The sequence below is a fragment of the Methylocystis sp. genome, from assembly GCF_051061225.1.
In the GTDB taxonomy this organism is placed as follows: Bacteria; Pseudomonadota; Alphaproteobacteria; order Rhizobiales; family Beijerinckiaceae; genus Methylocystis.
The window spans coordinates 1-23862 of sequence record NZ_JBPFEB010000005.1; the positions used below are offsets into that span (position 1 = coordinate 1).

Below are 23862 nucleotides of genomic sequence, written 5' to 3' on the forward strand. Positions count from 1 at the left end.
GAGATGGTGATGCCGGGCGACAATGTGACGATGGAAGTCGCGCTGATCGTTCCGATCGCGATGGAGGAGAAGCTGCGCTTCGCCATCCGTGAAGGCGGCCGCACCGTCGGCGCCGGCGTCGTCGCCTCGATCATCGAGTAACGAGCGCCGCAGGGCGTGAGAGGACGGCGCGGCCCGCGGGGCCGCGCCTTTTTTGTTTCCACCCGTTGCAGAAGACGGCGCATACCATTCGTTTAACGCTTCAAGGCTAAGCATGAGCTGTGCCTGGGGTGTTTGTGAGTGTCGCCGATGTCGAGTTCCGCCGAGGCGCCCGAAAGGGCGGAATGGTTCGCCACGAGGCGCTAGTCTGCTGTTCGGGGCGCTCGGGGCGGTCAGCGCCGGGGCGGGCGGCGCCGTCGGGGAATATCTCTGGAAGAAGAAGGATATGACGGCGCGGCTGTTCAATCCCTTCTCCCTCGCCCATTTCGATCTGCGGCCGGTGGAGGGGCTTCTCGACTCGAACGGCCGGCCCGTGCCGGGCTTCTCCAGCGCCGATCTCGCGAACAAGCGCTCGGTCCTCAACGTCTGGGCGTCGTGGTGCCCGACCTGCCGGGAGGAGCACAAACACCTCGTCGCGCTCGCGAAACGCAATCTGGCGCCGATCTATGGGGCGGATGTGCGTGACCCGCCGGCGCGGGCGAAATTCTTTCTCGCCAAATACGGCAACCCCTTTACCGCCGTGGGCGCGGATTCCGACACCTATCTCCAGCGCGCGCTCGGCGCGCATGGCGTACCCGCGACTTTGGTCGTGGGACCGGGGCATCGGATCGAATGGGCGACCTATGAGGGGCTGACCGAGGAGATCGTCGAGCGCGAGATCGTCCCCCGGCTGACGCCCCCGACCGGCTGAGGCAAGACTCCACGCGGCGAAAAAGAAAAAAGCCCGGCAAACGCCGGGCTTTCTCCTGCTTGACAACCGGCGAGGCTGAAGCCGGCGGTCAGCGGTCTCAGTAACCCCAGTGGAAGTGATAGTTCACGCCAGCGCGGGCGATCACCCCCTGATAGTTCACGCGGGTGGCGCCGATGCCGCCGATGCCGGCGCTGTTCAGCGCGGTGCTGACCGGCGCGGCGGCGAAGGTCGCCGTCGGAACGTTCATGTTCCCCATGTTCCAGTAGATGCCTTCGGCCTTGACCGACCAGTTCGGCATGAACATCCACTCGAGACCGCCGCCGACGTTCCAGCCGACGAGCGTCTGCGACTTGTTGCCGCCGCCAATCGACGTGTAGGTGAGCCCGGGGCTGACCACGTCGCGGTTGATGAAGTTCGGCGCGGTCGTGAAGGAGTTATCCAACTGCGTCACGCCCGTATGACGCACATTGGCGTAGACGCCGCCATAGGTCAGACCGCCCGTCGCGTAAATGAGCATCGTGGGGGTCCAGAGGTAGCCAAGACGGCCGCGCACAGTGCCCATCCAATCGACGCCCGCATTGACGCTCGTGCCGCCGATCGAGGTGGCCGTATTGGTCCAGCTGCCGGGGGAGCAGTTGTTGCTGAAGAGACCGCAGTTATACGCTGTGTTCGACAGGCTCGAGATCCCCGTCGCGCCGCCATGCGCGCCGCCGCGAATGCCCGTGCCCTGAATGTCCGTCTCGAAGCCGAGCAGGAAGTTCGTGCCCCACTGCCAGTTGTAACCGATCTGGCCGCCGCCGATGAAGCCGCTCTGCGTATTCGCGAAAGAGCCAGACTGCGCCAGGCCCGCGCCGGTGGGCAGCACGCCGAAAAGCGGCGTGATGTTGCCGAGGTGGACGTGATTTCCGTCCCTGCGAAGAATGTTGCCGTCGAGACCCTGAAACACGGTCGCGTCCTGCGCCCAGACCGCGTTCTGGACATTGTTGTTCGTGCCGAAATTGTAACCGGCGTTCATACCCGCATAAAAGCCGGTCCACATCGGCGGCGGCGGGGGCGGCGGGGGAAGAACGGGCGGCGCTTTCCGATACGGAAGATCAGCAGCGATTGCAGAACCTGCGGTGAGCGCCAATGCGGCGGCGGCGAGAGCGATTTTCTTCATGGTGGAGCCTCTTTTTTGAAAAGAATAGCTGGGGTCTCGACGTGACCCATGACGTAACAAAACGCCCCGCCAAGTTGCACAGTCAAAAGATTTCTAACAAAACCTCGTCAAATGAAGATGATATGGATAATAAAGAGTTGCCATCTTAGCCTATTCAGTGCGGGTACTAACAGTATGTAATTGCCAAGATCAAGATAAAAGGCTCAGCTTACGGACGTGATGACTTAAGCTTGGCTTTTTCGCTCGTCGCCGACGGCAATCTAAACTTGTCTGCAATTCCAAGGCTATTTGGATGCGCCTCGCAAAACCTGGATTTCATCGAGGGTGTGGGGCGGCCTTCTGGCGGCGAATGGCCGCCTAAAGCAAGCGCCGGCAAAGCCCCTTGAGCAGTTTCCAGTTACCGTTGTTGCCTTGCTCGACAAGAGCCGCGTCCAGATACACCTGACCAGACGTTTGTGCAGTTCGCACAAAGTTGACCTGACAGAAATATCCGGACGGCTGATTGGGCTGGCATTCGAGGCCCGTGATCTTCAGGTCCTTGTCGTGTTTCCCGTCGGCGACAACCGCTTCGCGATCGAAAGCCGCCTGGACGCCAGCGATTGTTGGGGCATGCGCCGCTCCGGGCGGCGACATCAGCATTGCGCACAGGAATGTGCCAAGCAGGCAGGCCATGCTCGCGCCTCATCGTGGATGGTTGGATGACATCGGCGAATTGGGGAAGGCGAACGCCTTCCCCAAAACGAGACCTTCGAATTCTAGTGAATGTCCGCGGCCGCAATCGTGCTCGTCGATATCGTCGACCCCCACGGCACGACGCCGACCGCTCGCATCATCCCGCCGTCCTCATGCTCCAGAACATGGCAGTGGGCCACGAATTTCCCGAGCTTGGCGAAGGGGATCTGCACGGTGATCGGCGTGACGACGCATTTTCCGGCCTTGTAGTCCGCGATCTTGTGGCACTCGTTTGCGCCCTTATTGACCGCGACCGGCAGGGGAACGCTGTCTTCGAGAAGGCCAGGGTTTGTCGACGCGACATTCAGCAGGCTGTTGGAAGGCGTCTTCTGGCTTGGATCGACGAGCCGGAACTTCGTCTGGTGAATATGGAAGTTGTGGAGTTCAGTCGCGAGGTTGATGAGCTCCCATGTTTCCACCACGGGCAGTTGGCCCTTGGCGAGCGGCACGCAGATCACCTGGCTCGGATCGAATTGCACGACGTCCTGGCTTTCGACCACGGCGCCCGACGAGTCGACCAGTTCATAGCCCAGGCCAAACTGGGCCTGTCCATCCGGACCATCATCGGCAAGATTGCCGAAGTAGATGCGCCGCTTCCAGCCAGCCGGCAGGGCCTTGCAGTTGCTCGGGACCGGCGTATCCGTCGCGCCCGGAACCGCGGTCTGGAAAATGCCGCCCGACGACCGTGTGCTCATCGCCGCGCCGTTCAGGACATGGACAAGCTCCGTGACAAGGCTCGGCTTTCCGGCCGGAATGCTGACGCTGGCGAGTTCGATCGGAGGCCAGCGGTCGCCGTTCGCGGGGATGGCTCCACCCGTATCCAGGCCAGCCGTCACCAGCTTCCCGGTCAGAGCCGTATTCAGGCGGTTGCCGTTCGCGTCCCGCGCGGCGACATGAAGTTCGACGCGCGTGCCGCCCATCATCACGATCTCGGAGGCGCAGACAGGCTGAGTCTTGTACGACTGCGCCGTTTTTCCGCAGCTCGCCAGAGTAAAGCGGTTCTGGCCGAGCTGGACCACCTGTCCGGCGTTCGCGCCGGTGGGGAAGGACACGGAGATCCCGTCAATGGACAGGACTTGTACCGGCATCGTGTAGCCCGAGCCCATCTGCATCTGCAGCCGATAGCTCACGGTCGGCGAGGCGTTGGTGAAGCGCCAAACTTCGCCGTCGGCCGTCGCCACGGGGATGGACGGATAGAGCTGGCCATTGATGGGAAAATTCCACTGCCCGCCGGCGTAAGATCCATCGCCAGGGCATGACCCGTTGGGGGAGGGCGTCGTGATCACGCCCACGCCGCAGAAGGCCGGATCTTCCTGCAGGAGCGGCGTGACTCCGCCTCCGTTCTGCGGGATCAGTTGGGTGTCCTTCAAGACGAGATGGCGGACGTTCCTCTCGGGAACCGGTTTGGCGCAGGAGTCGTCGCCGCAGTCATAGGTGGCCGCCTTGCCGATCGTTATGATGGAGGAGAGCCCGGCCGCCAGGTGGTTCACGGTCAGCCCATGCGTATGCGCATGGATCCAGTACGAGCCTTCCGGATGGTTCTTCGGGATCTGGATGTCGTATTGCGCAACGCCGAACGGCACGATGTCGCCATGTGTATGAGCTGGATCATTCGCATTGGGGTCGATTGCGGTCGGAAGGCCGTTCGCGGGATTGAAGATCGACGTGTAGATGAAATCGCCGTAGACCGGCGTTCCGCTGAGGTTTGTATTCGGCCGGGCGTCAACGATGAGACCGTGCGTGTGCAAATTGGTGGGATTCAGCGCCAGCAGGGGATTCCCATACAGATAGTCGACCTGGGCCGTCGACGCCGGCAAGGTGGTCTTTGGCAGGCCGTTGTCGGACTGATTCAGCGTCGGCAGATTGTTGCGGAATTTGATTTTCAGCCGATCGCCCGGCGTCAGCGCGAGACGCACGCCGCCAAACCGACTCTGCGTGCTCTTGCCGGTGCAATCGGGGACCGCCGTCGAACCGCCGCCTGGCAGATTGACGGTCGTGCTGGTCGCGTCGCCGCTGTAGCAGGTCGTGTAAACCCATCCTTTGACGTCGGGATTGCCGCCGGCGCCCTTCGCTTCTTGCGCGATCATCACAATGTCGAGCACGCCATTGGCGCTTGCGAAAACGGGTGGGTCGGACAGAGGGGCGGCGCCTGCGCCGGACGCCGGTAACGCCGCCGCGATCAGCGTGACACCGACGGCTGTGTGGAAGACATTCTTTTTCATACGCGTTACTCGCTACATCTATGTTCTATAACGAACATTCGGACATTATGGCGCCCGACAGGAGCGTCAGCCTCGAAGTCGCCATAATTCATGGAACCCTATGTAACGGTATTCGTGCAATAGTGTTCTAAATGGTATGAAATGTGGCAACAATGCGCGTTCTTTTGTAAAAACAACGCTGAAAGAGGTGGATCTGCAAAACTTTATTAAATTGGAATCCGATTTAATGGTTAAGGTTCGACTCTGTTGATGCGCAAATTCAGGCACGGGCGCCCCTTGCCGCTGCAAACCTTCTCTTCGGCTTGTGCTGCTTGCCCCTCACCCGTGCCTGTGATCCTCGTCAGGACGGCCCTTGCCAAGCTTGCCAATGTGGGTGGATCTGCGTCGCCGAGACGCTCGGCCACCGATCGGTGACCCGGTTCGTCATCTGCTGGATTGAGGAGGGTTGGTCAGCGTCAGCCATCTCGCCTTCAGGCAACGGAGTCTGCGGAGGGCGGTGGGTCTGACGCTGTGACAGAAAGGTTGCGCCCAATCCTTAACAGATCATTAACGCAGCGCGTATTGCGCCGCCACCGACACAGCGCTGCGGCCTTCCGCTCTCCTTCTGGCCTGCGAGGGGAGAAGCCCTATTTGAAACTCCCGTAGCAACGCGATGGGAGCAGAGACATGAGCCGACCGCCGATCCTCTCCGTTCTGTCTCTCTCGCTATGCCTTGCCTTTGCCGTGTCGGCCCTGACCTCGCGCGCCGAGGCGCGCGGCCACGAGGCGCAGCTGTTCTGCTGTCCCCATCCAAAAGAGCCCACGCCCTATGCGGGCGATTGCGGCCCAAATCCCCCGCCTGGCTACCGTTACGATCTGAAAGGCTGGCGCAGTGGATTCGACCGCGACTTTTCCTGCTACATGCTCGATGAGCCTGAGTGAGCGTCTCTCCAGAACGCTGCCGGGGCTGCGCTGCTCAGACTGCGGCTCGCGTCCGGAATGCGTGAGACCGACTTGGCGCCAGACCGGACAAGCGGGATAGGGCGGCGACGGCCGAGCGGCTGCAATGTGTTTCGCAGCCATTTGATTTTATGACGATTTTTGCTGCTGGATGGTGCCCCAGGCCGGAACCTTCGAGCATTGATTTCGAAAGGCTTTTATGCGTCGAGTCAGCGCCGATACAACGATGTTGGGCCAGGCGCCCTAATCACGCGAACGCGCGGAAATCGCGCGGCCGTCCGCGCAATTTTTTCCAGTGAGAAACAGCAGTTGCGCTTTTTTGCCGGACTTGGCGCTCTCTATATCTTATTGATTTGCATGGAATATCGATCCGAAAGCGAAATAACCCAAAGGCGGGTCATTTGTTTATTTCTCGGGTTATTTGGTTATTTCCGCGCGGGCAGCCCCCCCTAATCACGCGAACGCGCGGAAATCGCGCGGCGACTTCGCATGACCTTTTACGTCGCTTCAGCGTCCGTAACGCTTCGCCACAAAACCGCCGGCTTTGGCGATTCTTTCGGCTTTATTTCTGAAGCTTTAAGAAAAGGTTAATGCCATGCGCCGCCTCGCTCTTTTGTTCTTGGCCGCCTCGCTCGTCGGTTGCGTGACAACGCAAACCATGCCGCTCGCTCCCAACGTCGTCAGGATCGACACAAAGGCCGGCGGCTGGCTCTATGCCGGGAAGGCCGTGCCGGCGACGATGACCGCCGCCGCAAAGGAAACGCTTGCCAGAGGCTATTCGCACTTCAAGCTCTCGGCCCCCGAAATGGGCCAAGGCAGCGAAGTTGCCGGCGTGACCGGCGTCGGCGGGCGCGGCTGGGCGAGCGCTTCTGTCGATCGGGTCCACGTCGAGAGCAGCGCTGCCACGGTGACAATGTTTCACGCCGACGAGCCAGGCGCGAAAGACGCTTTCGACGCCGCGCAAACGCTCGCCCAATATCAGGGCCAGGCGAATTAGAATTCGGTCGGAATCCCCGAGAATGCCATTGAACGCAAAAAGGCCCCGCGCCGGAGTGAACCGGCGCGGGGCCTCTAGTTGACAAATCCCCCAGATATTCTGGAACGGTTGCGGCGCGGCCTTTCGCTCTTATGCGGCGTCGGGAGCCGCCGAGAAGTAAGCGAGCGGGATCGTCTCAAGCCCCGCATGCGTCGGCCTCTCGTCGCTCGTCTTCGTCCAGGCGACGAGCGTCATTCCTTGCGGATAAACCGTATCGGGAAGGCGCTTCAGGATCACCCAAGCGCCGCTCGCTGCGCCGCGATCCAGTTCGCAAATTCGCTCGGCCAATCTGACGGCCGCGTCGCTTTGCCGGTCAAACGTAAAATAGCGGGGCGCGCCGCCAAAACCATCGCTTGCCCAGGTCAATTCATAGAGCGTCATCCGCATTTGATCGCCTTTCGTCTATGTCCGACAAACCAACTTTAGCGGACCAGCTCCCGATCCCGCACGGTCGGGCGCTTTGCGGCGAGAACCGCCCGCGAAAGCGCCGTGGACCCGGCGCCTCACGCCTCGCTTTCGTCCACCTCGCGCGCCCTCCGGCGCGCCTCGATCACTTTGACGACCATTTGCACGACCAGCCAGGCGCAGCCGAGAAGTGGCGCGAGGTCGGTCGCGATGCCCGCCCATTCATGCAATCTGTCGCGCCACAGCGGCGTCGAGATCATGCCGCCGGCGACCACATATCCGATTTTCTCGGCGGCGGGGCTGGCAATGGCTTCGAGGGCGTTTTGCAAATGGTGCTGCGGCGTCGGCATGGCTGTCCCAACCGTTAAGAGTTTTGGTTGAGACTGGCGCTCAACCGTCCATTTGGCTCTACAAGTGGCGGCCAGAGACGCGCGCGGCGGGCAAACGCCCGCGCGTCTCGCTTATGGTGGGGGCAGCGGCGCTTATGCCGCGATCGCCGCCCAAATGACGATCAGCGCCAAAAGGCGCAGCCAGCCCGTCGCCGGCGCAGGCCAGTCGCTTTCGGCCGGGAGCAACCACAGCGCCGCGACGACACCGAGAATTTTGATCGCAAGCATGCCCGCGCTCCCTCTCAATATTGCCGGGCGTCGCCCGGCGCGGTGTTGTTACTCCGTCGAGCTGAATTCACGCCGCACGTCGGCATAGAATTGTTGGCAGTCCCCAACAGCGCGATTGGCCTGGATCGCCGCCGAGCGGTTCTTCAGGGCGAAGACCCGGGCATCCATGCCGATCTGGGGGTCAGGCAGCGTCGCAGGCGTGCATGAGGCCGCGAGCGGGGGCAGGTGGGGTCTAATGGGCTCCAGCGGCGTCGTGCTGGCGCACCCGCCGCAAAAAATCAGCGTCGAGCCGGCAGCGATCCACAAGAACGATCTTCGTCCCGGCTGGGGCTGGAACATGGTCGATTTCCTTTTTGGCGAGTTCGGATTGTAGGCGGTCGACCTCGGCCGCCATGGCTGCGCCGGCCTTGGCGTCGGCCGCCAGCCGCGCGCGGTCGGTCGCCGCGATGGCGTCGGCCGCCTTGGCCTGCCGGGCGGACTCGGCTTGCTGGGCGAGGATCACGGCAGCGCGGGCCCTGGCCTCCCGCGCGGCGCAAGCGGTGCTCGCGCGATGGTGGCCCGACGAGAAGCCAACGATCGCCGCGATGAGGACCATGCCGAAGGTCGAGGTCGCGAAGGACCAGAGTCCGGAGAGGATCGGGGCCAAAGCGGGCATTATGCGGCCGCCTGGTAAACCGCGTCCTCAAGGCGCGCGGATTGGATTCGGTGCGCCGCCCACCAAACCAGCGCAGCCACGACGACGACCAGCACGCCAACGCCCGCCCCGATCAGGAACGGGGCATAGGTTTCGAGCAGCTCCCCAGTTGGGGCGCCGGACTCGAAGCCTTGGGCGAGATCATGCGCTCGCGAAGCGTATTCCTTCCCCTGCGATGCCATCCCCATGATGTCACTCAGGCCAAGGGAAGCCGCCCACCCTTTGATTTTGTCGGCCATCGTCACGGTCCGCGAACCGGAGGCGCGCAGATAATCCAGGTTCACGCCCTCATCCTCGGCGAGTTCGTGCTCGGCGACGAACCGAACGGGGGCGCCAGCCGTCCCGGTCGCGGTCGCTTTCAAGAATTGATCGCGCTCGCCACGGCGCCGCCTTATGATCTCCGGCGGCTTGTTCCACATGAGGAAGGCGTCGGCCGCGCCGCGGTAATTGCCTTCGTTCAGCCGGCGGGCGACCGTCGATTTTTGGAAGGCGCCGATCCCGATGTTGAAGCATAGGCTCACAAGGGCGTCGAACTGGCCTTGCGTCAGAGGGGCGTTAACGGCGCCTTCGACCGCATTCTCGAACTGCGAAAGATCGCGCGATAGAATCGCGTCGACTTCGGACTTCGAGATTGTCATGCCAGGGGAGACAGCCGGCGCTCCCGCGGCGCTCGTATGGCCGACGCCAATCGTCAGCACCCCGACGCTGTCCCTATAAGCCCTTGTCTTAAAGCCTTCGCGCTGAATCAGCAGCGCGCGGCCGGCTGCGCTCATTCGCATTGTCGTATCCCTTAGTTGGAATGGTAATTGGCGGAGCATTCAACATCGCCCGCGGTCAAGCGCCGAGTGCTCCCGAGAACTAGACGGGCATTGGATGGCTTGGTCGCCTGTCTGGAAATCAGGAGGTGATCAGCGTCGGCTGGATCATCAGGCTGCCAGTGGCGACCGTGTTTTCGTTCGCCTTGAGCTCATAATAGTGCTGGCCTGCCGGGACATTGGCGTTGCCGAGCGTATCGACTTTGACGAAGTCGACGTAAACGACCCAAGTCTGAAGTGCGTTGACGGCTTCCTGGACAACTCGGCATCCAGACGCGGGAGAAGACTTCGACAGGATCGGCGTCTCACCCGGAGCAATGTAGGGATTTTTTCCAAGAGCAAATTTGGCGGCGGGCGTCCCCACATAGCTGGCCGGCTGGCCACTCGGATCAAGCAAAGGGAAGCGCAGGGAGAAGACGTCTCCCTGCGTCACCTCCACAGCGTTCGTCATCAGACCGCCCTCGCGTAGCCGAGATCGATCAGCGTCTTCGCCGCCTTGTCGGGGATATCCACGATCGAGCCGACCGGGAATTTCCAGACGATCTTGGCGACGCCGACTTCCTCGTCGATGGTTCGCGCCGTCTCATAGGCGCCGCGCGCGGCGATCTCGTTCACGGCGGGCGCGAACAGAGCATCGAGCGGCACGACGATCGGCTGCTCGACGGTCACAAGGAGTTCGATTTTCATTGAAGCCCTCTCTGCGGTTGGCTTGCGCTGCGGCGAGGATTAGGCCGCAGTCAGAGTGACGGTCACATTCAGCGTGTCGCCGCTGATGACGGAGCGGGAAGCGCCGAACGCCGCTTCGCCGTAAAGCACGCCGGTCGTGCCGCCCTTGGTGTTATCGCTGACGAGATAAGCGCCAAGGATCGTGGCGGTCGCGTTGATATTGAAGACGGCAACCGATCCGCTGTTATCGACCGAGCCGGCGGAAGGCGTGCCGCCCGTCCATGCGGGGCGACTGGCGTTGCTGTAATCCGTCGAGTCCGTCCAGCCGGCGTGGGACGCCATCGTGTCGCCGGTCGCGAGCGTCCCGGTCCCTTTGTAGAGGCCGACATACCAGGCCGCCGTGTAAGCGGAGCCCTTGAAATATTTGGCCAGGAGATCGGTCGCGCCAGCGGTCGTGACGAGGTTCTCGCAGTTCTCGACCCACTTCAGATTGCCGTCTTTGTCGAAACATTCGACTTTGTAGAAAGTCCGCATGCGCGCGCCGATGACGTTATCATTGACGCCAGCCCAATTCGCGAAGGCGCGAGCAACAGATTTCAAAGCGTGTCGCATTAGATGATCTCCTTAACCGCCGCAGATTGGTCGAAGACAATTTCGACCGTCCCGCTCAGTATTTGCGTTTGATTGTCCGTCGCGGACATGCTGCGTGTCTGGGCATCGATCGCGCTTTGCCCAAGCAGGGACAGAACCACCGCCGTCAGATCGAAGACGACAGGCCGAACTAGATTTCCATCGCACGACTCGGCGAGGGCGGCCGCGATCCCCGCCGCAACCGCAAGCGATAGGCCCCCGGATATGTCTGCCGTGAAAGACGCCGTGAAAGTCATCGAAGGCGAGGAAGTGGATTTGTTGGTGGTGCCAACATTCCCGGTCTGGGCGAGCTGGATTGTGCCGGAGGCGACTATTCTTCCCGAGGCATTGAAAGACGCTGAGACGCCGATCGCCGCCCCGACCGCGATCCTGTTCGAAACCCCATCCGTGAACCCGCCGGCCTCCCCGATCGCCACCGATGCGGGCAACAGCATGACGCCGCTCCCCGTCACCCCGCCGGTCCCCGCCAGCGCTGCTGCGCCGCGCGTGTTCAGCGCGGCTGATGGCGCCTGGCCGCCCGTCTCGGCAATTGTCAACGCGCCCTGCGTCGTCATCGCGCTCGAGGCCGCGGCTTGCCCCGTTTCCGCGATGCTCGCTACGGCGAGCGTCGTATTCAGTGACACAGGCGAAATGGCGCCGGCCTCACTTATTTGCGCGCCAGCGATCGCGGTCGCGATGCTGCTGTCAGAAAGAGCGCCGTTTTCTGAGATCGTCGCCGAGCCGACGAGCTTCAATTGATAGGCGATGGCGGCGCCGCCGATTTCTCCGATCGTTGCCGACACGGAATAGGCTGGGGAGCCGGCGGCCGCCGCGCCTCCTGTTTCACCGATCGACGCCGAAGCGGCGAAGACGAACCCGCCGAACGACGACATGCCGCCGGTCTCGGCCAACGCGGCGCTTGCGAGCATATTCGCCAGCGCAGACGGGGACAGCGCGCCGAGTTCCGCAATCGCCGCCGCCGCGACGCCCGCTGATTGAGCGGCCGGCGTCAGCGCGCCCGTTGCGGCGATCGTCGATTGACCGACGCCGTTCGACTGGCCCGCGTCGCTCAGCCCGCCCGTTTCAGCGAGCGTCGCAGCGCCAACGCTGTTCGCTTGGCTGCTATCACTAAGGCCGGACGTTTCTCCGATCGTGATCTGGCCGACCTGAGCCGCCTGAGCGGCTGCGGACAGGTTGCCCATGACCGATGGGTTGATGGCCCCGACAGCAGCGAGGATTTGGGCGGCGGAGACGCCCCCGGTGAGGGCGGCGGAGACCGCGCCAACCGCATCCAGCGCCGCCGCAGAGGCGTGGCCGCCTGTCGTGCCGAGAGAGGTGCTTGGGGACATCCCCAGCGCCCCGGACGCGGGCGCGTCGCCCGTGGTCGCGAGGGAGATCGAGTCGTTATAGGTCGTGCCAGAGAACGGCGTGTAGGTGTAGACGATCAGCCCCGGCTTGCCTGCGCCGCCGACGCCCGGGTTGAACCCAGCGCCGCCCCCGCCGCCGCCGTAATTGCCCGCGTCCGCGCCGTTGCCGCCCGTGTTGTAGCGGCCGCCCCCGCCGCCGCCGGGGCCATGGGTGGCGTCCCACAGCGTCCCTGCGCCGCCCGCTGTGGGCGGATTGCCGCCGCCCCCCCCTGTGCCGCCGCCAGCCGCCCCGCCGTTGCCTGCGCCGCCTGCGCCGCCCGTGCCGGGGTTTGTGCCGTTCGAGCGCCCTCCCGGGCCAGCCGCCCCGCCGCCGCCGCCGCCCGAGCCGATCGCGCCCGCCGCGCCGTTGCCCCCAGAGACCGCGCCCGTCGTCGGGACGCAGTTCGTCGATGAGCCTCCCGTTGCCGAGGCGGCCCCGGCGCCGGCGGCGGTCAGGACGACCGTGGACGTGTTGTCCTTCAGCCAGGTGTTGCAGGCGCGGGCCGTGCCGGAGCCGGCCGTCCCGCTGTTGGCCGCGCCGATCTGATAATCCGTGCCGGCGTTGAGCGTCGCGCCAGCGGTCAGAGCAACGTTGACCGCCTTGGCATAGGCTCCCGCGCCGCCGCCGGAGCCGCCGTTCGTGATGGTGCCAGTCAGGCCGTTCGAACCGCCGCCGAGCCCCTCGATCGTATTGGCGGAATTATTCCAGTCGCTCGGGACAGACCAGGTGCTCGCGCCAGATACAATGAACCCGACCGTCGCAAGCTGCTGGCGGCTGACGGACCCGTCAACGGATCGCGTCAGCCCATAGGTTTCACGCGTGACGACGCCGCTTTCGGATCGCCAATGATGGGCGATCGCGAAGGCGCACGCGCCGACCGCGAGCCAGCGCGTCGCCTCGCGCCAGCGACGGCGGGGGGATGTGAGGAAGGACCGCCTCACCTGATCTTTCGCAGATTTGGGATGAAAGAGGCGACTAGGCGCACGACAGAAAATGCGAGGGTGATCCTGAAGATCATTTCCTTCGTCGCCTGGTCCCGTCCGTCAGATAACGGCGGGGACGAGCGGCGTGGCGGGGACGCGATCGGGGGGGCTTTCCGTCTGCGCGGCCCGCGCGTCTAGCTCCTTCTTCCGGCGCACAGCATTGGCCCACGTGCCTTTGGTCAGGCCAGCGCCGATCTTCGCCCAAGCCTCAAAGTCCGTCCGCGCACGATACTTCGGCGTGAAGGTGAGCGATCCGTTCGTGTTCGCGTCCTTCTGCGCTTCCGTATAATCCGCGCCGTCAGAGCCGACGAAGAGCAGTGCGCCGTTCGTGTCGGTCGCCTGTTTGGGTTCCATCTCGTCATAGATCGAGCGACCCATATTGAGCATGAACTCGAAATCGGCCTGCGCCATCGTGCTGCTGATTTCGATAGCGGCGGCGGTATCGCCGGCTTCCGGCTCCGCGCGGAGGATGAGTTTCATTTCGACTGTCTCCTGCTTTGGAAAGATGGGTCAGGCCGCTTGAATTAAGCGGCCGGCTTGTTTGGTGAGACCGGCGGCTTCGGCGCATCCTGCGCGGGCGCATTCGCCGGGGCGTCAGGGGCAGCGGCGGCCTGTGCCGCCGCCTGCATCTTACCGAGGATGCGCAACGCTGCTGGCGCGACTTGGAGGCCGCCGGATTTCACGGCGAGATCGAAGAGTCCGACCATGTCGTTCATGTCGGCGTCGTCGAAGGGAACGTTAGTGCTTTTCATGACTGGGGCTTTCTTTGGATAGGCGCTCGCTCAGGGATCAATCGCCGGGCGCGGGTCGAGCGAGCGATCTTCCCGCGCCTGATTTTGCTATCAGGTGCTCACGAGCACCTTGTAGGCGGTTCCGGCGCTGTCATAGATAGTGACGTAGCCGGTCGCGGCGGGTGCACCCGCTGTGTAGGCGTTGTCAGTCGTGAGCTTGCCCTGAATGGCGGCGAACGCGGTGTCATCAGCCAGACGAACTTGCACCGTCGCAGACGATCCTTTCAGCGCCGAACTTGCGGAAGTCAGACCGCCAAAAGCAATCAGGTTGCCCGTATCCACGATGATGCTCTTGGAGGCCGTCAGCGCGCTACTCGGACCAAAGCTGAGATAGTTGATGCCGTTTACTTGGATCGTCGCGTTGACGGTAAAATTGAAGTTTCCGCCGACGTTGGCGACGCCCGCGAGATAGAGATTGCGCGGCCGGTTCGCGCCGCTCGCGCCGATGTCGTAGGCGTTGTCAGTCCATGCAAGGAAATGGCCGCCGGTGGTGAATGTCCACGCCAGCGTCCCGCCATTCGGCGCGATATTAACCGATCCGGTAGATGTCAGGCGAAGCTCACGCGCTACACCAGTTCCACCCTTATCCGTTCCGATGAACAGGACGTTGCTGTTCCACTGGAGAATACCACGCTCATAATTAGAGGCGTCGGTATAGGTGTTGTAGATGTTGAACGTCTGCGGGTTCACGCCGTTGCGGAGCGCCAGCGTGCTAGCGGCGTCACGATAGAGTATCAAATCAATCGTTGTGTCGGGATTGCTCCCGCTGTTCGTCCACGCAAACCTCCCCCCAGAAACGACCTGATAACTACCGTTCGCGATCATCGCGAGACGGTTGTTTGCAGAGACCGGGGAGCCTGACCCGAAGTAAAAGGCGTTATTGGCGAACATCATATAGGGCGGTAACGCAGCCCCTGAATTGCCTGCGATGACTGCGCCCTTGGTGAATTTGAACTGCGAAATGCCGCCAAGCTGGAAGTCGGCCAGCGCCGAAAGCGCGCCGCTCGCCGTATCTGTCGGATTGATAACCAGCGCGCCGGGGAACGCCAGCGCGCCGTTATTCCAAGTCGGATTGATCGAAAGCGCGCTCAGCGCGATTGCAAACGCGGCCGGAGCGAGCGTGACGACCTGATTGGCGCTGTCCCATGTGAAGCCGGACGTGCCGCCGAAGGCTCCAGCGTTGTTAAACTGGAATTGCGTTGAAGACCCGCCAGGCGATCCACCCCCACCGGCGAGGGCCTTCGCGGCGAGGCCGCGCGCGATAATGTCGATGCTCATTTCATTTGCCTCGGCGACGGAAGAAGAAGGCTTTTCTCACTGGCTGACGAGATAATTGACTGTGCCGCTCACATAGGCGGTGCAGTTCAGACGGTAGAGAACCCCTTCCTCAGGCTCCTCAGCGCTTTCACTCGCGGGAGCCGTCCAGGAATAGAGCGCCTGTCCAACCGCCGTTAGTGGGAGCCACGTTGTGCCCTTATCGAACGAGCGCTCTAGTCTCGTCGTCGCGTTGAACGTCCCCCAAAGAGAGATGTTAAACGGTTGCCACTTCGCGACTGTGAAAGACGAGCTCTGTCCCGTGTTCGTGAATGTGCCGCTAATGATATTTGACATCGCTTCGAGCCTTTCGCGTCGGTTAGTTGACGGCGCCCTTGATGATGGAAAATTGGATCGTGATCGCTTCCGCGAGCGACACGGCCGAGAAGACGGAGATCACAACTGCGCCAGCGGAGACCCTGGTCCCGAACCAATACGCACCCGACGTGCCTCCCGCCTTATGCGACACGACAACCGTGTCATTGGCGCCGATGAAAGAGTTCGTCAGCACGAATGAGGTGTTCGAATAAGTGTTGTAGAGCGTCGTTCCCGTCGCCGCCAAAACGATTTCGCCCGTGGGGGCGTTGAGGGTGACACCCGTCGCCTTGTTCGTCGCCTGCGTGACAGTGCCGCCAGCGCCCACACCCGTCTGATAACCGAGCGCGCCTTTGACGCGTAGGGACGAATCCTGTTCCAGCCAAAGGGAGTCGACGGGCGTTGCGGAGCCGTTTGGAGTGACCTGGGCGACCAGACGCGATCCCAGCGTCGTCGATGTCCAGTTCTGCGTTGCCTCGGCGCGAAGGTTGACGGATTTCGTTGAGAAGGCCGCGCCGCCTGTCGTGTAATAGCCGGCGAATTCCAGCTCGCCGAGATCGTCCCCGCTCTGGATTGCTGTCGGGGCGGCGACCGTGCCGTTCACGCGGCGAAGGCGGATTGCCGGGATGCCGCCGAACGCGTCTACGACCCCCAACTGATAGGCATTCCCGCCCGATCCTCCAAGCCGCCAGATCGTGCCGGCCGGGACGCTGGGAAGGGATGCGCGCTCCGCCTCAACGAGCGGAATGGTCAGAGGCGCAGCGAAATAGGCCTCAATCGTCGCGCCAAGCGCGCGGGCGTCCGACTTTGGCGTATTGCGCGCGCCTGAAGCCGGCACGCCGTCTGTCACATAGTCACGCCACGCCGCCTTGAATGCGGTGTCGATCGCGCCCATTGATGGCCTCTCTTACAGGGTGATTGCTTGCGCGGATGAAAACGCGGAATAGGAGCCATCCGCATTCATGTAGCGGCACATGACATAGACGGTCGTCCCATTGGGGATATCAGGCGTCCGAACGATGTAGTTTGAGAGATAGGTCGTTGCCTGAACATAGTTGAGGCCGCCGTCCGTCGAATAGGAGGCCTCAAAGACAAGCGTCTGCTCCTGAATGACGTCCGATGTGACGATGCCAGCGGCCGAATTATCAGGCGCATTGAGGTGCTGGTTCATCGACACGACGACATAGCTTGTCGACGCCCCGGGACCCGACGCGTATTTGGCGACAAGGAAGTTCGACGGGGCGGACGTGCTGAACGCCGAAACGATCTTCAGGTTCGCCGCCGGATCACTGTCCGGGGGATCATCACTGAACACGTCCGGCGTCAGTTCGCGTAGCGTTGCCGTCCAGCGCGTGAGATTGCCATCCGGTTGCAAGGCCTCGACGCGCCAGGTGCTTTGCGGAATTCCAAAGTTCGGAAGGTTGAGCCCGATGACCCGCTGTTTGAACGCCAACATTCCGCGCGGGCCAAGCGTGATCTGCAACTTGCGCTTGCCGTTGATGCGGCGCGCATAGCGCTGCGACAGGCGATAGGCTTGGTTTGCGGACGGCACGAGATCATATTTAATCGAGACCAGCCGCCGGCCGATCTTCGAGACAGACGCTTCATCCCTCCAGACGGGCGCCTCATAGCGCTGATAGGCGTTCGCGGGCTCCACATAGGTCGAATGTATTTCGTTGACGGCTTCGGTGACGGGGGCGACGAATTCCTCGGTGAAGCTCGCGACGTCGCTTTCCGTGAAGGTAACCGCCGGGTCTTCCCATTTGCCGATCCACATCGTGAAGCGGCCGTCCTTGTCGATGCTGTAGGAGCCGTCGCACGCCGCCATGATCTGGGAAAGGAATTCGCGCGGCGGGATGGTAAAATAATATGTGCCGGTCAGTCGGGCGAAAGGCTCTGTCGCGCCGCCCTTCGCTCCATTGTTGATATTCCGCATCGTCGCGGAGACAAGGCGGTCGCAGTCATTCGCCGCCGTCGCGATCGACGCCCAATCGACGTCGACGATGGCCGTGAGGTTCTGGCTGATCAGCCACATGATGAAATGCGCGGCGATCAGCGCCGGGTTCTCGGACCACTTCCACGTAGCGTTGTAAAGCGTCCAGGCCCCATTTTGGACGACCGACTGCGAAGGATCGCGGGGGTCATAGACCCGCGCGCCACGCACGCAGAACGACCATTCAGGGAAACCGGACGGGAAGACAGAGGGGCGCTCATTCTGCGAAATGCGCTGCATGCTCGCCATGGTATAGACGCAAGTAATTCCTTTCCCAACCGACGATGGCGGGAACACGCCGTCCATGCGCGTGCTGCTTCCGCCGATGTTCTGCTTTACGCAAAAGCTCCATGTGTGAGGATAGTATCCGGCCTCGGTAGCGTTTACCGGCTCAAAAGAAACGACGTAGTAGGTGATGATCGAGTTTCCGGCCGAAGTGGTCTTCTTCGAGCCGCTCGTGAAAACAAAGATGTTCTGGTCCGCGCTCCCGTCTGTGATCGAATGGTCGTCTGTCGTTCTTACAACCGGCGCGGCCTCATCGTCGCAAATGAAAGCGTCCCACCCGTCAATCGGACCGTCACAGATATAGATCCCTTGATAAAGCTGACGGGCAAACGGAGTGGAATCCCCGAAATACCCGTCTGTCTCGTAGAGGAAATATGACCCGGAAATGCGCGTGCGACCGAAAATGAAACAGCGCGGCGCATCCGCCTGCCGGATGGTCCTGCGCGCCGGGACGGGCGCCGGGCCTGTCTGCGGCGCGGGAAGCTGGGGTTGGCCGCCGACGCTGGGCCGCAGGAGGTATTCAACACCGACGAGCGCCGCCGATGCGACGCCCGCCAACAAGGTTCCCGTGCCGATGCCAAGGGCACCAATCCCTGCGCCAATCGCGCCAGCCGCGACACCAACCGCAGCCCCAACGCCAGCAAACAAAGTGCCGACGATGGCGAAGAGAGGCGCTACGACTGCCGGCAAGGAAGACCCCAAGAGACGAGAAGGTGAGCTCGGCCGACGAACATGCGGCCGAAGGCGCGGGCGACGCTGAAGCCGTCATCCAAAACGATGCCCAGAAGCGGCTCCGCGTCCCGCTGGGCGATCAGGCAGACGTCCCCGGACATTCGGGGCAGCCGTTCGACGAGGCCGATCTGGGCCGCCGCCCAGCGCGCCCCGGCCTCCGATCCGTCCTCGATCCAGCGGCGCCGCGCCTGGCTCTCGGACGGCACGTTTGGCGCTCCGTGGTGGCGCAGCCAGGCGGCGACAAGGTTGTAGCAGGGGGCTTTGATGTTGCCCGCGGTGCGGGCGAATTCGAGGGGCCTCACCATTGCCAGTAGACCGTCTGCCGGCCGTTCAAGAGCGGCACGCGCTTGAAGATCGTGTCGCCGGGATATTTGCGTTGCTGATCAGCGTCCGTGACCATGGCGACGGGCGGGATGTGCTTGGAGAAGAACAGCGGCTCGGCCGACAGGCTGATGACTAGCGTGCGGCTTTCCCCGTCCACGCTGAGCGTCGCTTTGTCCATCAGATACAGCTCGGCGAGAAATGGGCTGTCGATCGGGCGCCAATTCTCATCGAAGGCGAGGAAGAAAACGCCGCAACGCCGGCCGCTGATCTCCTCAGCCTGAGATCGGACGAGCTGCATCATCGTCGGGTCGAGGCCGGAGAGGGTCATCGTCACCGGATCAATGGACAGCATGGACGAGCCCTGCAATCCGCTGATCTGGCCGAATTCGCCAAGGCCGTTCCAGATGTTGCCGGTCGCGTCCGTGAAGGCCCCGCGTCCCTGCCAGACTCGGATTTCCTCCGACAGGAAATCGAACCAGACGCCGACGCTCGCGCGGACCTCTCGGCCCGCGAGCATTTCCTCGACGGCTTGGGGGAAGTAGAGCGTCACCAGCCGACCTCGATGAATTCAAGGGACATGAGCGTTAACTGCCGAGCTTCTATGGGCATCGCGTTCGCGCGCGAGTCCGCTGTCAGGTAAGCGAGCACGCGCGGGTCATCGATTTCGAGGACCGCGCCCGAAGCATAGTTGGCGCGCAGGGTCGGCCAGATCGTCCAGTTTGACCCGTCGATCGCCTGAATGAGATGGGCGCGCCCATCGATCTCGAACCAGTCCCCCACGGCCCTGGGCCGCGACACCGAATTCGTCACGCTGATCGTGCGGGCGCCGCGCGCGGCGGCGGCCGACAGGGAGCAATCGCCGGTTGACTGGGCGAGAAGCGTGCCGTCCGAGAAGGTCGTTGCGTCCGAGAAGGTCGTCGTCGTCGGGGACGGGACAGCGGCGAGAAAGTCGGGTTTCACATAGGCGGGTGCGCCCATGGCCGCCATTGCGATCCACAGGGGCCGGAAGTGCTGGTAGAGGGCGCCATAGATGGCGACCCCTTCATATTGGACCAACCAACCGCCAGACGAAGACGCGACGACCTGTTCTCTGCCGTCCAGCGGCTTTGGCCCCTTGAGAAGCGGCCGGTCAATGACAGGCGTGATCGACCGCGGTCGAAACGCATCAGGCCAAACGAGAATGCTGGGGTCGCGCATCACATCCCACGCCGCTGGCTATTCGCCAGGATTCCCGGGACATCGGTTTTTAACTTCTGGTCCACGATCTTGCTGAAGACGACCAGAAGCTCCCCGTCGCTCATTCGCTGAACTTCGGGCTGAGCGCCCGCGACATTGTTGATGACTTTCACATTCACCCCGCCGTTCCCCTGCATCTTCACGGGGATGGTGCGCCCGTCCGGCAACGGCACATAGGCTTCCGGCGTTCGGCCTTCCCCGAACATCGCAAGCTGCGGCCGATCCGCAACGCCACCACCCTCATAGCGCATGAGCGGCAGCGGGCCGCCGCTCGTCATGACGCCGCCGCCCGAGAAGCCGAAAAGGTGTCCGACGCCGCTCAGAAGGGAACCGAAAATCCCCCCGGTCGCGCCGCCCTTCGACCCGCTGCTGAACAGCGCATCCACGCCAGCTTGCAGCGTCTTGTCGAGAAGCTTTGACGTCAGACGATCGAGCACCCCGAGAAGCGCCGTTCCGGCGTTCTCGCCGTGACGGAACGCATCGACCAGAGAAGACCCCAAATCCTTGGTCGCTGAACTGACGATTTCGATCGAGCTTTTCACCATATCTTGTTGCTTGGTGGCTTCCTCCGACGCCTTGGCAAGATCAGCATGCGCCTTCGCATATTGGTTCATCTGATCGACCGCCTCGGGCGTGATCTCAATATTGTCCTTCAGGAGTTGATTGTATTTCTCCATATAGGCCGTATCGAACGCCTGTTCGTAGGTCGATTTTCCGAGGCCTGCTTTCTGAACATCGAGCATGCGGGCTTGTGCTTCGATATCCTTCATGGGCGAGCCGAAGGTGTCGTAATTGAACTGCTTCTTCAGCGCCGCGTATTTGTCGGCCACACCTGATGGGACGACCCCATATTGCTCTTTGAACTTGTCCGCCTCCTGGCCGATCTGCGTGCGCGCGCGCTCATAAGGGGACAGCCCCGCGAGGGCGAGCTGATCTTTCGCCGCGTCATTGTATTGCTTGATGGCGGCGTTGACGCGCGCCATGGACTCGGCGCGGATGGCGTCCGCCTTCGCCGCCGCGAGTTGCTTGTCCCCGGTATCCCGTAGCGTTTCCTTGTAGGTCTGATCGGCGTCGATCGCCGCCTTCACCGTCTCGGAATAGGCCCCGAGGCTTCGCGTCCTGGCGTCGCTCGCTTCGCGCGTCTTGGTCGCCTCATCGGTGAGTAGGCTTTCCTTCGTCACCAATTTTTCGGCAATCCCGGCGGCCTTCTCCCGCGTAATTCCAAGCTGTTTCAGGGCGAGATCGTTATCCTGGACGGTCTTGAAGAGCTCCGCTGAATTCTTGAGCGCCTGAGCGTTCCCGATCAGGGGTTCATTCGCCTGGACGATCGGCCGCGCTTTGTCGGCCATGAACGCGGCGTCGCGCGCGCGCTGCGCGTCAATGCGCGCTTGCTCCTGCTCCTGAAGTTGGCGCTCGAGGTCATTGACGCGCTTCAGCGCATCCGACTCGCCGGGATAGCTGGACGCATCACCCTTCCGCTGTGCGTTCAGATAGAGATAGTCGCCCCGCGCCTTGGCGAGCTGCTCGCGCAGGGAAAGCCCGTCGCGCATCTTGCGGAGCGTATCGTCAAGTGCTCCGATCGGCCGCGTCGCCCAAGACCAGAGATCCTGCCAGGCGCGGGACAATGCGGAAGTCGCATCGGTCGTCTTGGCCAGCGAACCAGAAAAGGCGTCATATAGGGCCTTCTGGGCCTCGGTCAGGCGGCCCTGCGCGGCAAGGTCTTCGATGTATCGCTTGGTCGTGCCGTCGAGGACGCCGAGGCGCTTTTCCAGTTCGTTGACCCCCTTCGCCGGGTCAGTGAAGACCGACGCCAATTCCTTGGTCGCTGCGTTCATGTCGAGGCCAAAGGCGCCGGCATACTGGCGCGATGACGCGGTAAGGCCCCCGATCAGACTTGCATCGAGCCCGCTGGCCGCGAAGGTCGACGCGGCGTCGCGTCCTTGCCCGCTCGTCATCCCACCGCGGGCGGCGCCGATCTGGGCGATGACGCGCAACTGCTCGGCGGTCACGCCCGCCGCGCGGCCGACGCCGTTGAGCGATTGTTCCAACTGGCGCTGATCGGCATCGAATTTCAGATAGGCGGCCCCAGCCGCGCCGAGGCCGGCCACAAGCAAGGTCAGCGGATTGAGGACGAACCTCCCCACGGCCGCGCCAAACTCGCCCAGCGCCGCCGCAGCGCCCCCCTTGCTGGACGTGAAAACGTCCGCGATCTGGCCGCCCTGCTGGGCAAGGACAGTCAGCGGCGACTGCCCCCCATAGAGCGACACGCCAACGTCCTGAAGCTGGCGGGAAAGGTTGATCCAGCCGGCGCGGTTGAGCGCGACTTCCTTCGTATTGTCGTTCAGCCCTCCGGAAAGCTTCTGATATCTCTGCCGGGCGCTTTCCAGCGCGGCGAGCGTCTGATCGGAGACCGTGAGCCCCTGGCCGCGCGCGGCGGCGACAAGCCGCTCGCCGCGTTCGACGTCCCTCAGGGCCTTCGCCATCGGGTCAAACTGGCGCGTGTAGGCGTCGAGCTTAGACCCAAGGCGCGTAATCGACTTTTCGGCCACGTCCTGCTGCTTGACCAGCACCTCGCCAGCCGCAGCCGCGTTCTTCTGGCTCGCCGCCATCTTGTCGAAGTCGCGCGCGGCCTCTTGGACGCCCGTCACCGTCTGGCGGTATTCGGCCTCTTGGACGATAGCGCTGAGCTTCACGTTCCTACCTCACAGATAGACCAAAATGGCGGGCTGTCGTCTCGGATTGTCGCGCCCCTTGGTCTTGCGCTGCCTTGCGGCGGTCTGGCTCGTCGCGGCCCAATGATCGAGCGCGGGGGCCCGACCTTCCGGCTCGGCGTAGGTGAACTTTATCATCGCGAGATTGCCGAAGCGCGCCTTCGCCATCGCCGCAACCGCCTCGTAGACATGCCCCGGCGCATAGCCTTTTTTGCCGCGCTCGATCTTGCGCGCATAAGGCACAAGCGACATGAACAGTACCTCGCGCGCACCGGCCGCCTTCTGCGGATCGTCAATTTCGACACCGTCCGCATAGATCACGCGGGAGTTCCGATAGGCGCCGGTCTTGGTGGGACCGGAATTGGCGAGAAGGCCGTCGATATAGGAGATCACGCCGGGGGTTAAATCCCAGCGCGCGACAATCGCGCTCGTATCTTTGGCTGATCGGAGATTTGCCGTCTCCCGGCCGTCCACGAACGTCCGATAGTGAACGTCGCGGCCGAGCGCTGCGTCGTTCCCCTTGTCGATCTCAGCGATTGATCGCCCGGCCATATCCGCAAAGGCGGCCGCCCGCGTCTCCGGCGAGAAAACCCCGTTGCCACCGAACACGATGTTCCGATTGATGACCGGAAATTTCGCGCTCGCCGGCATCAGTTGGACCTCTTGTTCGCGATTGGCAGATACTTCGCATCCATCTGCCGGAGCAGGCGAATGAAGCGGGTGAACTGATCGGTGTCGGTTATCCCGAACCGCACGGCGTAGCGGTCGATCGACGAGAAGGGGATTGCGCCAACGCCGCCCATTGTCAGGGATCGATCTGATCCCAACTCCCAGAACGCCCCCCAGACGAATTGCAAGTGCGGAGCAATCTCCGGTTGCGCGGAAATCGCGCGCATTGCTACCGGATCGCCGTCAGCCGCCTCCTCCAATAGCCATCCCTCGGCATTGGAATAAGCCAAGGCCCATT

26 protein-coding genes and 1 pseudogene are annotated in these 23862 nt (G+C 62.7%); 4 read left to right on the plus strand and 23 right to left on the minus strand.

The window, feature by feature from the left end; all coding sequences use genetic code 11:
- Together tuf and ACR652_RS00325 are read left to right on the plus strand one after the other, a co-directional pair.
- A pseudogene (gene tuf, locus ACR652_RS00320) lies at positions 1-141 on the plus strand (elongation factor Tu); the annotation flags it as partial.
- Positions 142-424: 283 nt separating this feature from the next.
- Positions 425-889 (plus strand): redoxin family protein, encoded by a 465-nt coding sequence (locus ACR652_RS00325; protein ID WP_434504521.1) that lies wholly within the window; start codon positions 425-427, stop codon positions 887-889.
- A 97-nt stretch (positions 890-986) separates the two neighbouring features.
- Here the strand turns inward: ACR652_RS00325 and ACR652_RS00330 are convergent, their stop codons facing one another.
- The 3 genes from ACR652_RS00330 to ACR652_RS00340 form a co-directional block, all read right to left on the minus strand.
- A complete protein-coding gene (locus ACR652_RS00330) occupies positions 987-2048 on the minus strand; it encodes an outer membrane protein (RefSeq protein ID WP_434504522.1) in 1062 nt (353 codons plus the stop codon).
- Between the two features lie 357 nt (positions 2049-2405).
- Positions 2406-2720 carry a hypothetical protein gene (locus ACR652_RS00335; RefSeq protein WP_434504523.1) on the minus strand — a complete coding sequence of 105 codons (315 nt, stop codon included), beginning with the start codon at positions 2718-2720 and terminating at the stop codon, positions 2406-2408.
- A gap of 83 nt (positions 2721-2803) precedes the next feature.
- Positions 2804-5002, minus strand: a complete 2199-nt coding sequence (locus ACR652_RS00340) for a multicopper oxidase domain-containing protein (protein WP_434504524.1) — start codon at positions 5000-5002, stop codon at positions 2804-2806.
- A 666-nt stretch (positions 5003-5668) separates the two neighbouring features.
- Between ACR652_RS00340 and ACR652_RS00345 the strand changes: the two genes are divergently transcribed.
- Together ACR652_RS00345 and ACR652_RS00350 are read left to right on the plus strand one after the other, a co-directional pair.
- Positions 5669-5923, plus strand: a complete 255-nt coding sequence (locus ACR652_RS00345) for a hypothetical protein (protein WP_434504525.1) — start codon at positions 5669-5671, stop codon at positions 5921-5923.
- Positions 5924-6536: 613 nt separating this feature from the next.
- Entirely contained in the window at positions 6537-6938 is a 402-nt protein-coding gene (locus ACR652_RS00350; protein ID WP_434504526.1) for a hypothetical protein, read from the plus strand.
- A gap of 129 nt (positions 6939-7067) precedes the next feature.
- On the opposite strand, the gene ACR652_RS00355 is transcribed toward ACR652_RS00350, so the two are convergent.
- The 20 genes from ACR652_RS00355 to ACR652_RS00450 all read right to left on the minus strand — a co-directional run bounded on the left by ACR652_RS00355 (position 7068) and on the right by ACR652_RS00450 (position 23854).
- Complete coding sequence (locus tag ACR652_RS00355) at positions 7068-7364, minus strand: hypothetical protein (protein ID WP_434504527.1); 297 nt, start codon at positions 7362-7364, stop codon at positions 7068-7070.
- A gap of 116 nt (positions 7365-7480) precedes the next feature.
- The gene (locus ACR652_RS00360; protein WP_434504528.1) at positions 7481-7732 is read right to left on the minus strand and encodes a hypothetical protein; all 252 of its coding nucleotides are present in this window, start codon (positions 7730-7732) and stop codon (positions 7481-7483) included.
- Between the two features lie 132 nt (positions 7733-7864).
- Positions 7865-7999 carry a hypothetical protein gene (locus tag ACR652_RS00365; RefSeq protein WP_434504529.1) on the minus strand — a complete coding sequence of 45 codons (135 nt, stop codon included), beginning with the start codon at positions 7997-7999 and terminating at the stop codon, positions 7865-7867.
- Positions 8000-8231: 232 nt separating this feature from the next.
- Complete coding sequence (locus ACR652_RS00370; RefSeq protein ID WP_434504530.1) at positions 8232-8654, minus strand: hypothetical protein; 423 nt, start codon at positions 8652-8654, stop codon at positions 8232-8234.
- Complete coding sequence (locus tag ACR652_RS00375; RefSeq protein ID WP_434504531.1) at positions 8654-9466, minus strand: lysozyme; 813 nt, start codon at positions 9464-9466, stop codon at positions 8654-8656. The genes ACR652_RS00370 and ACR652_RS00375 overlap by 1 nt, the downstream gene beginning before the upstream one ends.
- A 124-nt stretch (positions 9467-9590) precedes the next feature.
- The gene (locus tag ACR652_RS00380; RefSeq protein ID WP_434504532.1) at positions 9591-9959 is read right to left on the minus strand and encodes a hypothetical protein; all 369 of its coding nucleotides are present in this window, start codon (positions 9957-9959) and stop codon (positions 9591-9593) included.
- Positions 9959-10195: a hypothetical protein gene (locus tag ACR652_RS00385; RefSeq protein WP_434504533.1), complete on the minus strand. Its 237-nt coding sequence runs from the start codon at positions 10193-10195 to the stop codon at positions 9959-9961. The genes ACR652_RS00380 and ACR652_RS00385 overlap by 1 nt, the downstream gene beginning before the upstream one ends.
- 39 nt (positions 10196-10234) lie before the next feature.
- On the minus strand, positions 10235-10786 hold the full coding sequence (locus tag ACR652_RS00390; protein ID WP_434504534.1) for a hypothetical protein: 552 nt from the start codon (positions 10784-10786) through the stop codon (positions 10235-10237).
- Positions 10786-13152: a hypothetical protein gene (locus ACR652_RS00395; RefSeq protein ID WP_434504535.1), complete on the minus strand. Its 2367-nt coding sequence runs from the start codon at positions 13150-13152 to the stop codon at positions 10786-10788. The genes ACR652_RS00390 and ACR652_RS00395 overlap by 1 nt, the downstream gene beginning before the upstream one ends.
- A 102-nt stretch (positions 13153-13254) precedes the next feature.
- Positions 13255-13674: a hypothetical protein gene (locus tag ACR652_RS00400; RefSeq protein WP_434504536.1), complete on the minus strand. Its 420-nt coding sequence runs from the start codon at positions 13672-13674 to the stop codon at positions 13255-13257.
- A 44-nt stretch (positions 13675-13718) separates the two neighbouring features.
- Positions 13719-13946, minus strand: a complete 228-nt coding sequence (locus tag ACR652_RS00405; protein WP_434504537.1) for a hypothetical protein — start codon at positions 13944-13946, stop codon at positions 13719-13721.
- 90 nt (positions 13947-14036) lie between these two features.
- On the minus strand, positions 14037-15263 hold the full coding sequence (locus ACR652_RS00410) for a hypothetical protein (RefSeq protein ID WP_434504538.1): 1227 nt from the start codon (positions 15261-15263) through the stop codon (positions 14037-14039).
- 355 nt (positions 15264-15618) lie between these two features.
- On the minus strand, positions 15619-16509 hold the full coding sequence (locus ACR652_RS00415) for a hypothetical protein (RefSeq protein WP_434504539.1): 891 nt from the start codon (positions 16507-16509) through the stop codon (positions 15619-15621).
- 12 nt (positions 16510-16521) lie between these two features.
- The gene (locus ACR652_RS00420; protein WP_434504540.1) at positions 16522-18450 is read right to left on the minus strand and encodes a phage tail protein; all 1929 of its coding nucleotides are present in this window, start codon (positions 18448-18450) and stop codon (positions 16522-16524) included.
- A gap of 116 nt (positions 18451-18566) precedes the next feature.
- Positions 18567-18929, minus strand: a complete 363-nt coding sequence (locus ACR652_RS00425; protein WP_434504541.1) for a hypothetical protein — start codon at positions 18927-18929, stop codon at positions 18567-18569.
- The gene (locus ACR652_RS00430) at positions 18923-19498 is read right to left on the minus strand and encodes a hypothetical protein (RefSeq protein ID WP_434504542.1); all 576 of its coding nucleotides are present in this window, start codon (positions 19496-19498) and stop codon (positions 18923-18925) included. Before ACR652_RS00430 ends, ACR652_RS00425 begins: the two co-directional genes overlap by 7 nt.
- Positions 19495-20004, minus strand: coding sequence for a hypothetical protein (locus ACR652_RS00435; RefSeq protein WP_434504543.1), 510 nt, complete (start codon positions 20002-20004; stop codon positions 19495-19497). The genes ACR652_RS00430 and ACR652_RS00435 overlap by 4 nt, the downstream gene beginning before the upstream one ends.
- A 140-nt stretch (positions 20005-20144) precedes the next feature.
- Positions 20145-22877, minus strand: a complete 2733-nt coding sequence (locus ACR652_RS00440) for a phage tail length tape measure family protein (protein ID WP_434504544.1) — start codon at positions 22875-22877, stop codon at positions 20145-20147.
- Between the two features lie 9 nt (positions 22878-22886).
- Positions 22887-23546 (minus strand): hypothetical protein, encoded by a 660-nt coding sequence (locus ACR652_RS00445; RefSeq protein WP_434504545.1) that lies wholly within the window; start codon positions 23544-23546, stop codon positions 22887-22889.
- Positions 23546-23854 carry a phage tail assembly chaperone gene (locus tag ACR652_RS00450; protein ID WP_434504546.1) on the minus strand — a complete coding sequence of 103 codons (309 nt, stop codon included), beginning with the start codon at positions 23852-23854 and terminating at the stop codon, positions 23546-23548. Before ACR652_RS00450 ends, ACR652_RS00445 begins: the two co-directional genes overlap by 1 nt.
- Between the last annotated feature and the right edge of the window lie 8 nt (positions 23855-23862).

Bases quoted from the DNA above. Each gene is read 5' to 3' on its own strand.
- ACR652_RS00400 (WP_434504536.1), bottom strand. From the start codon at position 13,674: ATGAAACTCATCCTCCGCGCGGAGCCGGAAGCCGGCGATACCGCCGCC.
- ACR652_RS00355 (WP_434504527.1), bottom strand. From the start codon at position 7,364: ATGCGGATGACGCTCTATGAATTGACCTGGGCAAGCGATGGTTTTGGC.
- ACR652_RS00415 (WP_434504539.1), bottom strand. From the start codon at position 16,509: ATGGGCGCGATCGACACCGCATTCAAGGCGGCGTGGCGTGACTATGTG.
- ACR652_RS00410 (WP_434504538.1), bottom strand. From the start codon at position 15,263: ATGAGCATCGACATTATCGCGCGCGGCCTCGCCGCGAAGGCCCTCGCC.
- ACR652_RS00385 (WP_434504533.1), bottom strand. From the start codon at position 10,195: ATGAAAATCGAACTCCTTGTGACCGTCGAGCAGCCGATCGTCGTGCCG.
- ACR652_RS00425 (WP_434504541.1), bottom strand. From the start codon at position 18,929: ATGGTGAGGCCCCTCGAATTCGCCCGCACCGCGGGCAACATCAAAGCC.
- ACR652_RS00340 (WP_434504524.1), bottom strand. From the start codon at position 5,002: ATGAAAAAGAATGTCTTCCACACAGCCGTCGGTGTCACGCTGATCGCG.
- ACR652_RS00325 (WP_434504521.1), top strand. From the start codon at position 425: ATGACGGCGCGGCTGTTCAATCCCTTCTCCCTCGCCCATTTCGATCTG.
- ACR652_RS00390 (WP_434504534.1), bottom strand. From the start codon at position 10,786: ATGCGACACGCTTTGAAATCTGTTGCTCGCGCCTTCGCGAATTGGGCT.
- ACR652_RS00330 (WP_434504522.1), bottom strand. From the start codon at position 2,048: ATGAAGAAAATCGCTCTCGCCGCCGCCGCATTGGCGCTCACCGCAGGT.
- ACR652_RS00405 (WP_434504537.1), bottom strand. From the start codon at position 13,946: ATGAAAAGCACTAACGTTCCCTTCGACGACGCCGACATGAACGACATG.
- ACR652_RS00375 (WP_434504531.1), bottom strand. From the start codon at position 9,466: ATGAGCGCAGCCGGCCGCGCGCTGCTGATTCAGCGCGAAGGCTTTAAG.
- ACR652_RS00445 (WP_434504545.1), bottom strand. From the start codon at position 23,546: ATGCCGGCGAGCGCGAAATTTCCGGTCATCAATCGGAACATCGTGTTC.
- ACR652_RS00365 (WP_434504529.1), bottom strand. From the start codon at position 7,999: ATGCTTGCGATCAAAATTCTCGGTGTCGTCGCGGCGCTGTGGTTGCTC.
- ACR652_RS00360 (WP_434504528.1), bottom strand. From the start codon at position 7,732: ATGCCGACGCCGCAGCACCATTTGCAAAACGCCCTCGAAGCCATTGCC.
- ACR652_RS00370 (WP_434504530.1), bottom strand. From the start codon at position 8,654: ATGCCCGCTTTGGCCCCGATCCTCTCCGGACTCTGGTCCTTCGCGACC.
- ACR652_RS00335 (WP_434504523.1), bottom strand. From the start codon at position 2,720: ATGGCCTGCCTGCTTGGCACATTCCTGTGCGCAATGCTGATGTCGCCG.
- ACR652_RS00380 (WP_434504532.1), bottom strand. From the start codon at position 9,959: ATGACGAACGCTGTGGAGGTGACGCAGGGAGACGTCTTCTCCCTGCGC.
- ACR652_RS00345 (WP_434504525.1), top strand. From the start codon at position 5,669: ATGAGCCGACCGCCGATCCTCTCCGTTCTGTCTCTCTCGCTATGCCTT.
- ACR652_RS00350 (WP_434504526.1), top strand. From the start codon at position 6,537: ATGCGCCGCCTCGCTCTTTTGTTCTTGGCCGCCTCGCTCGTCGGTTGC.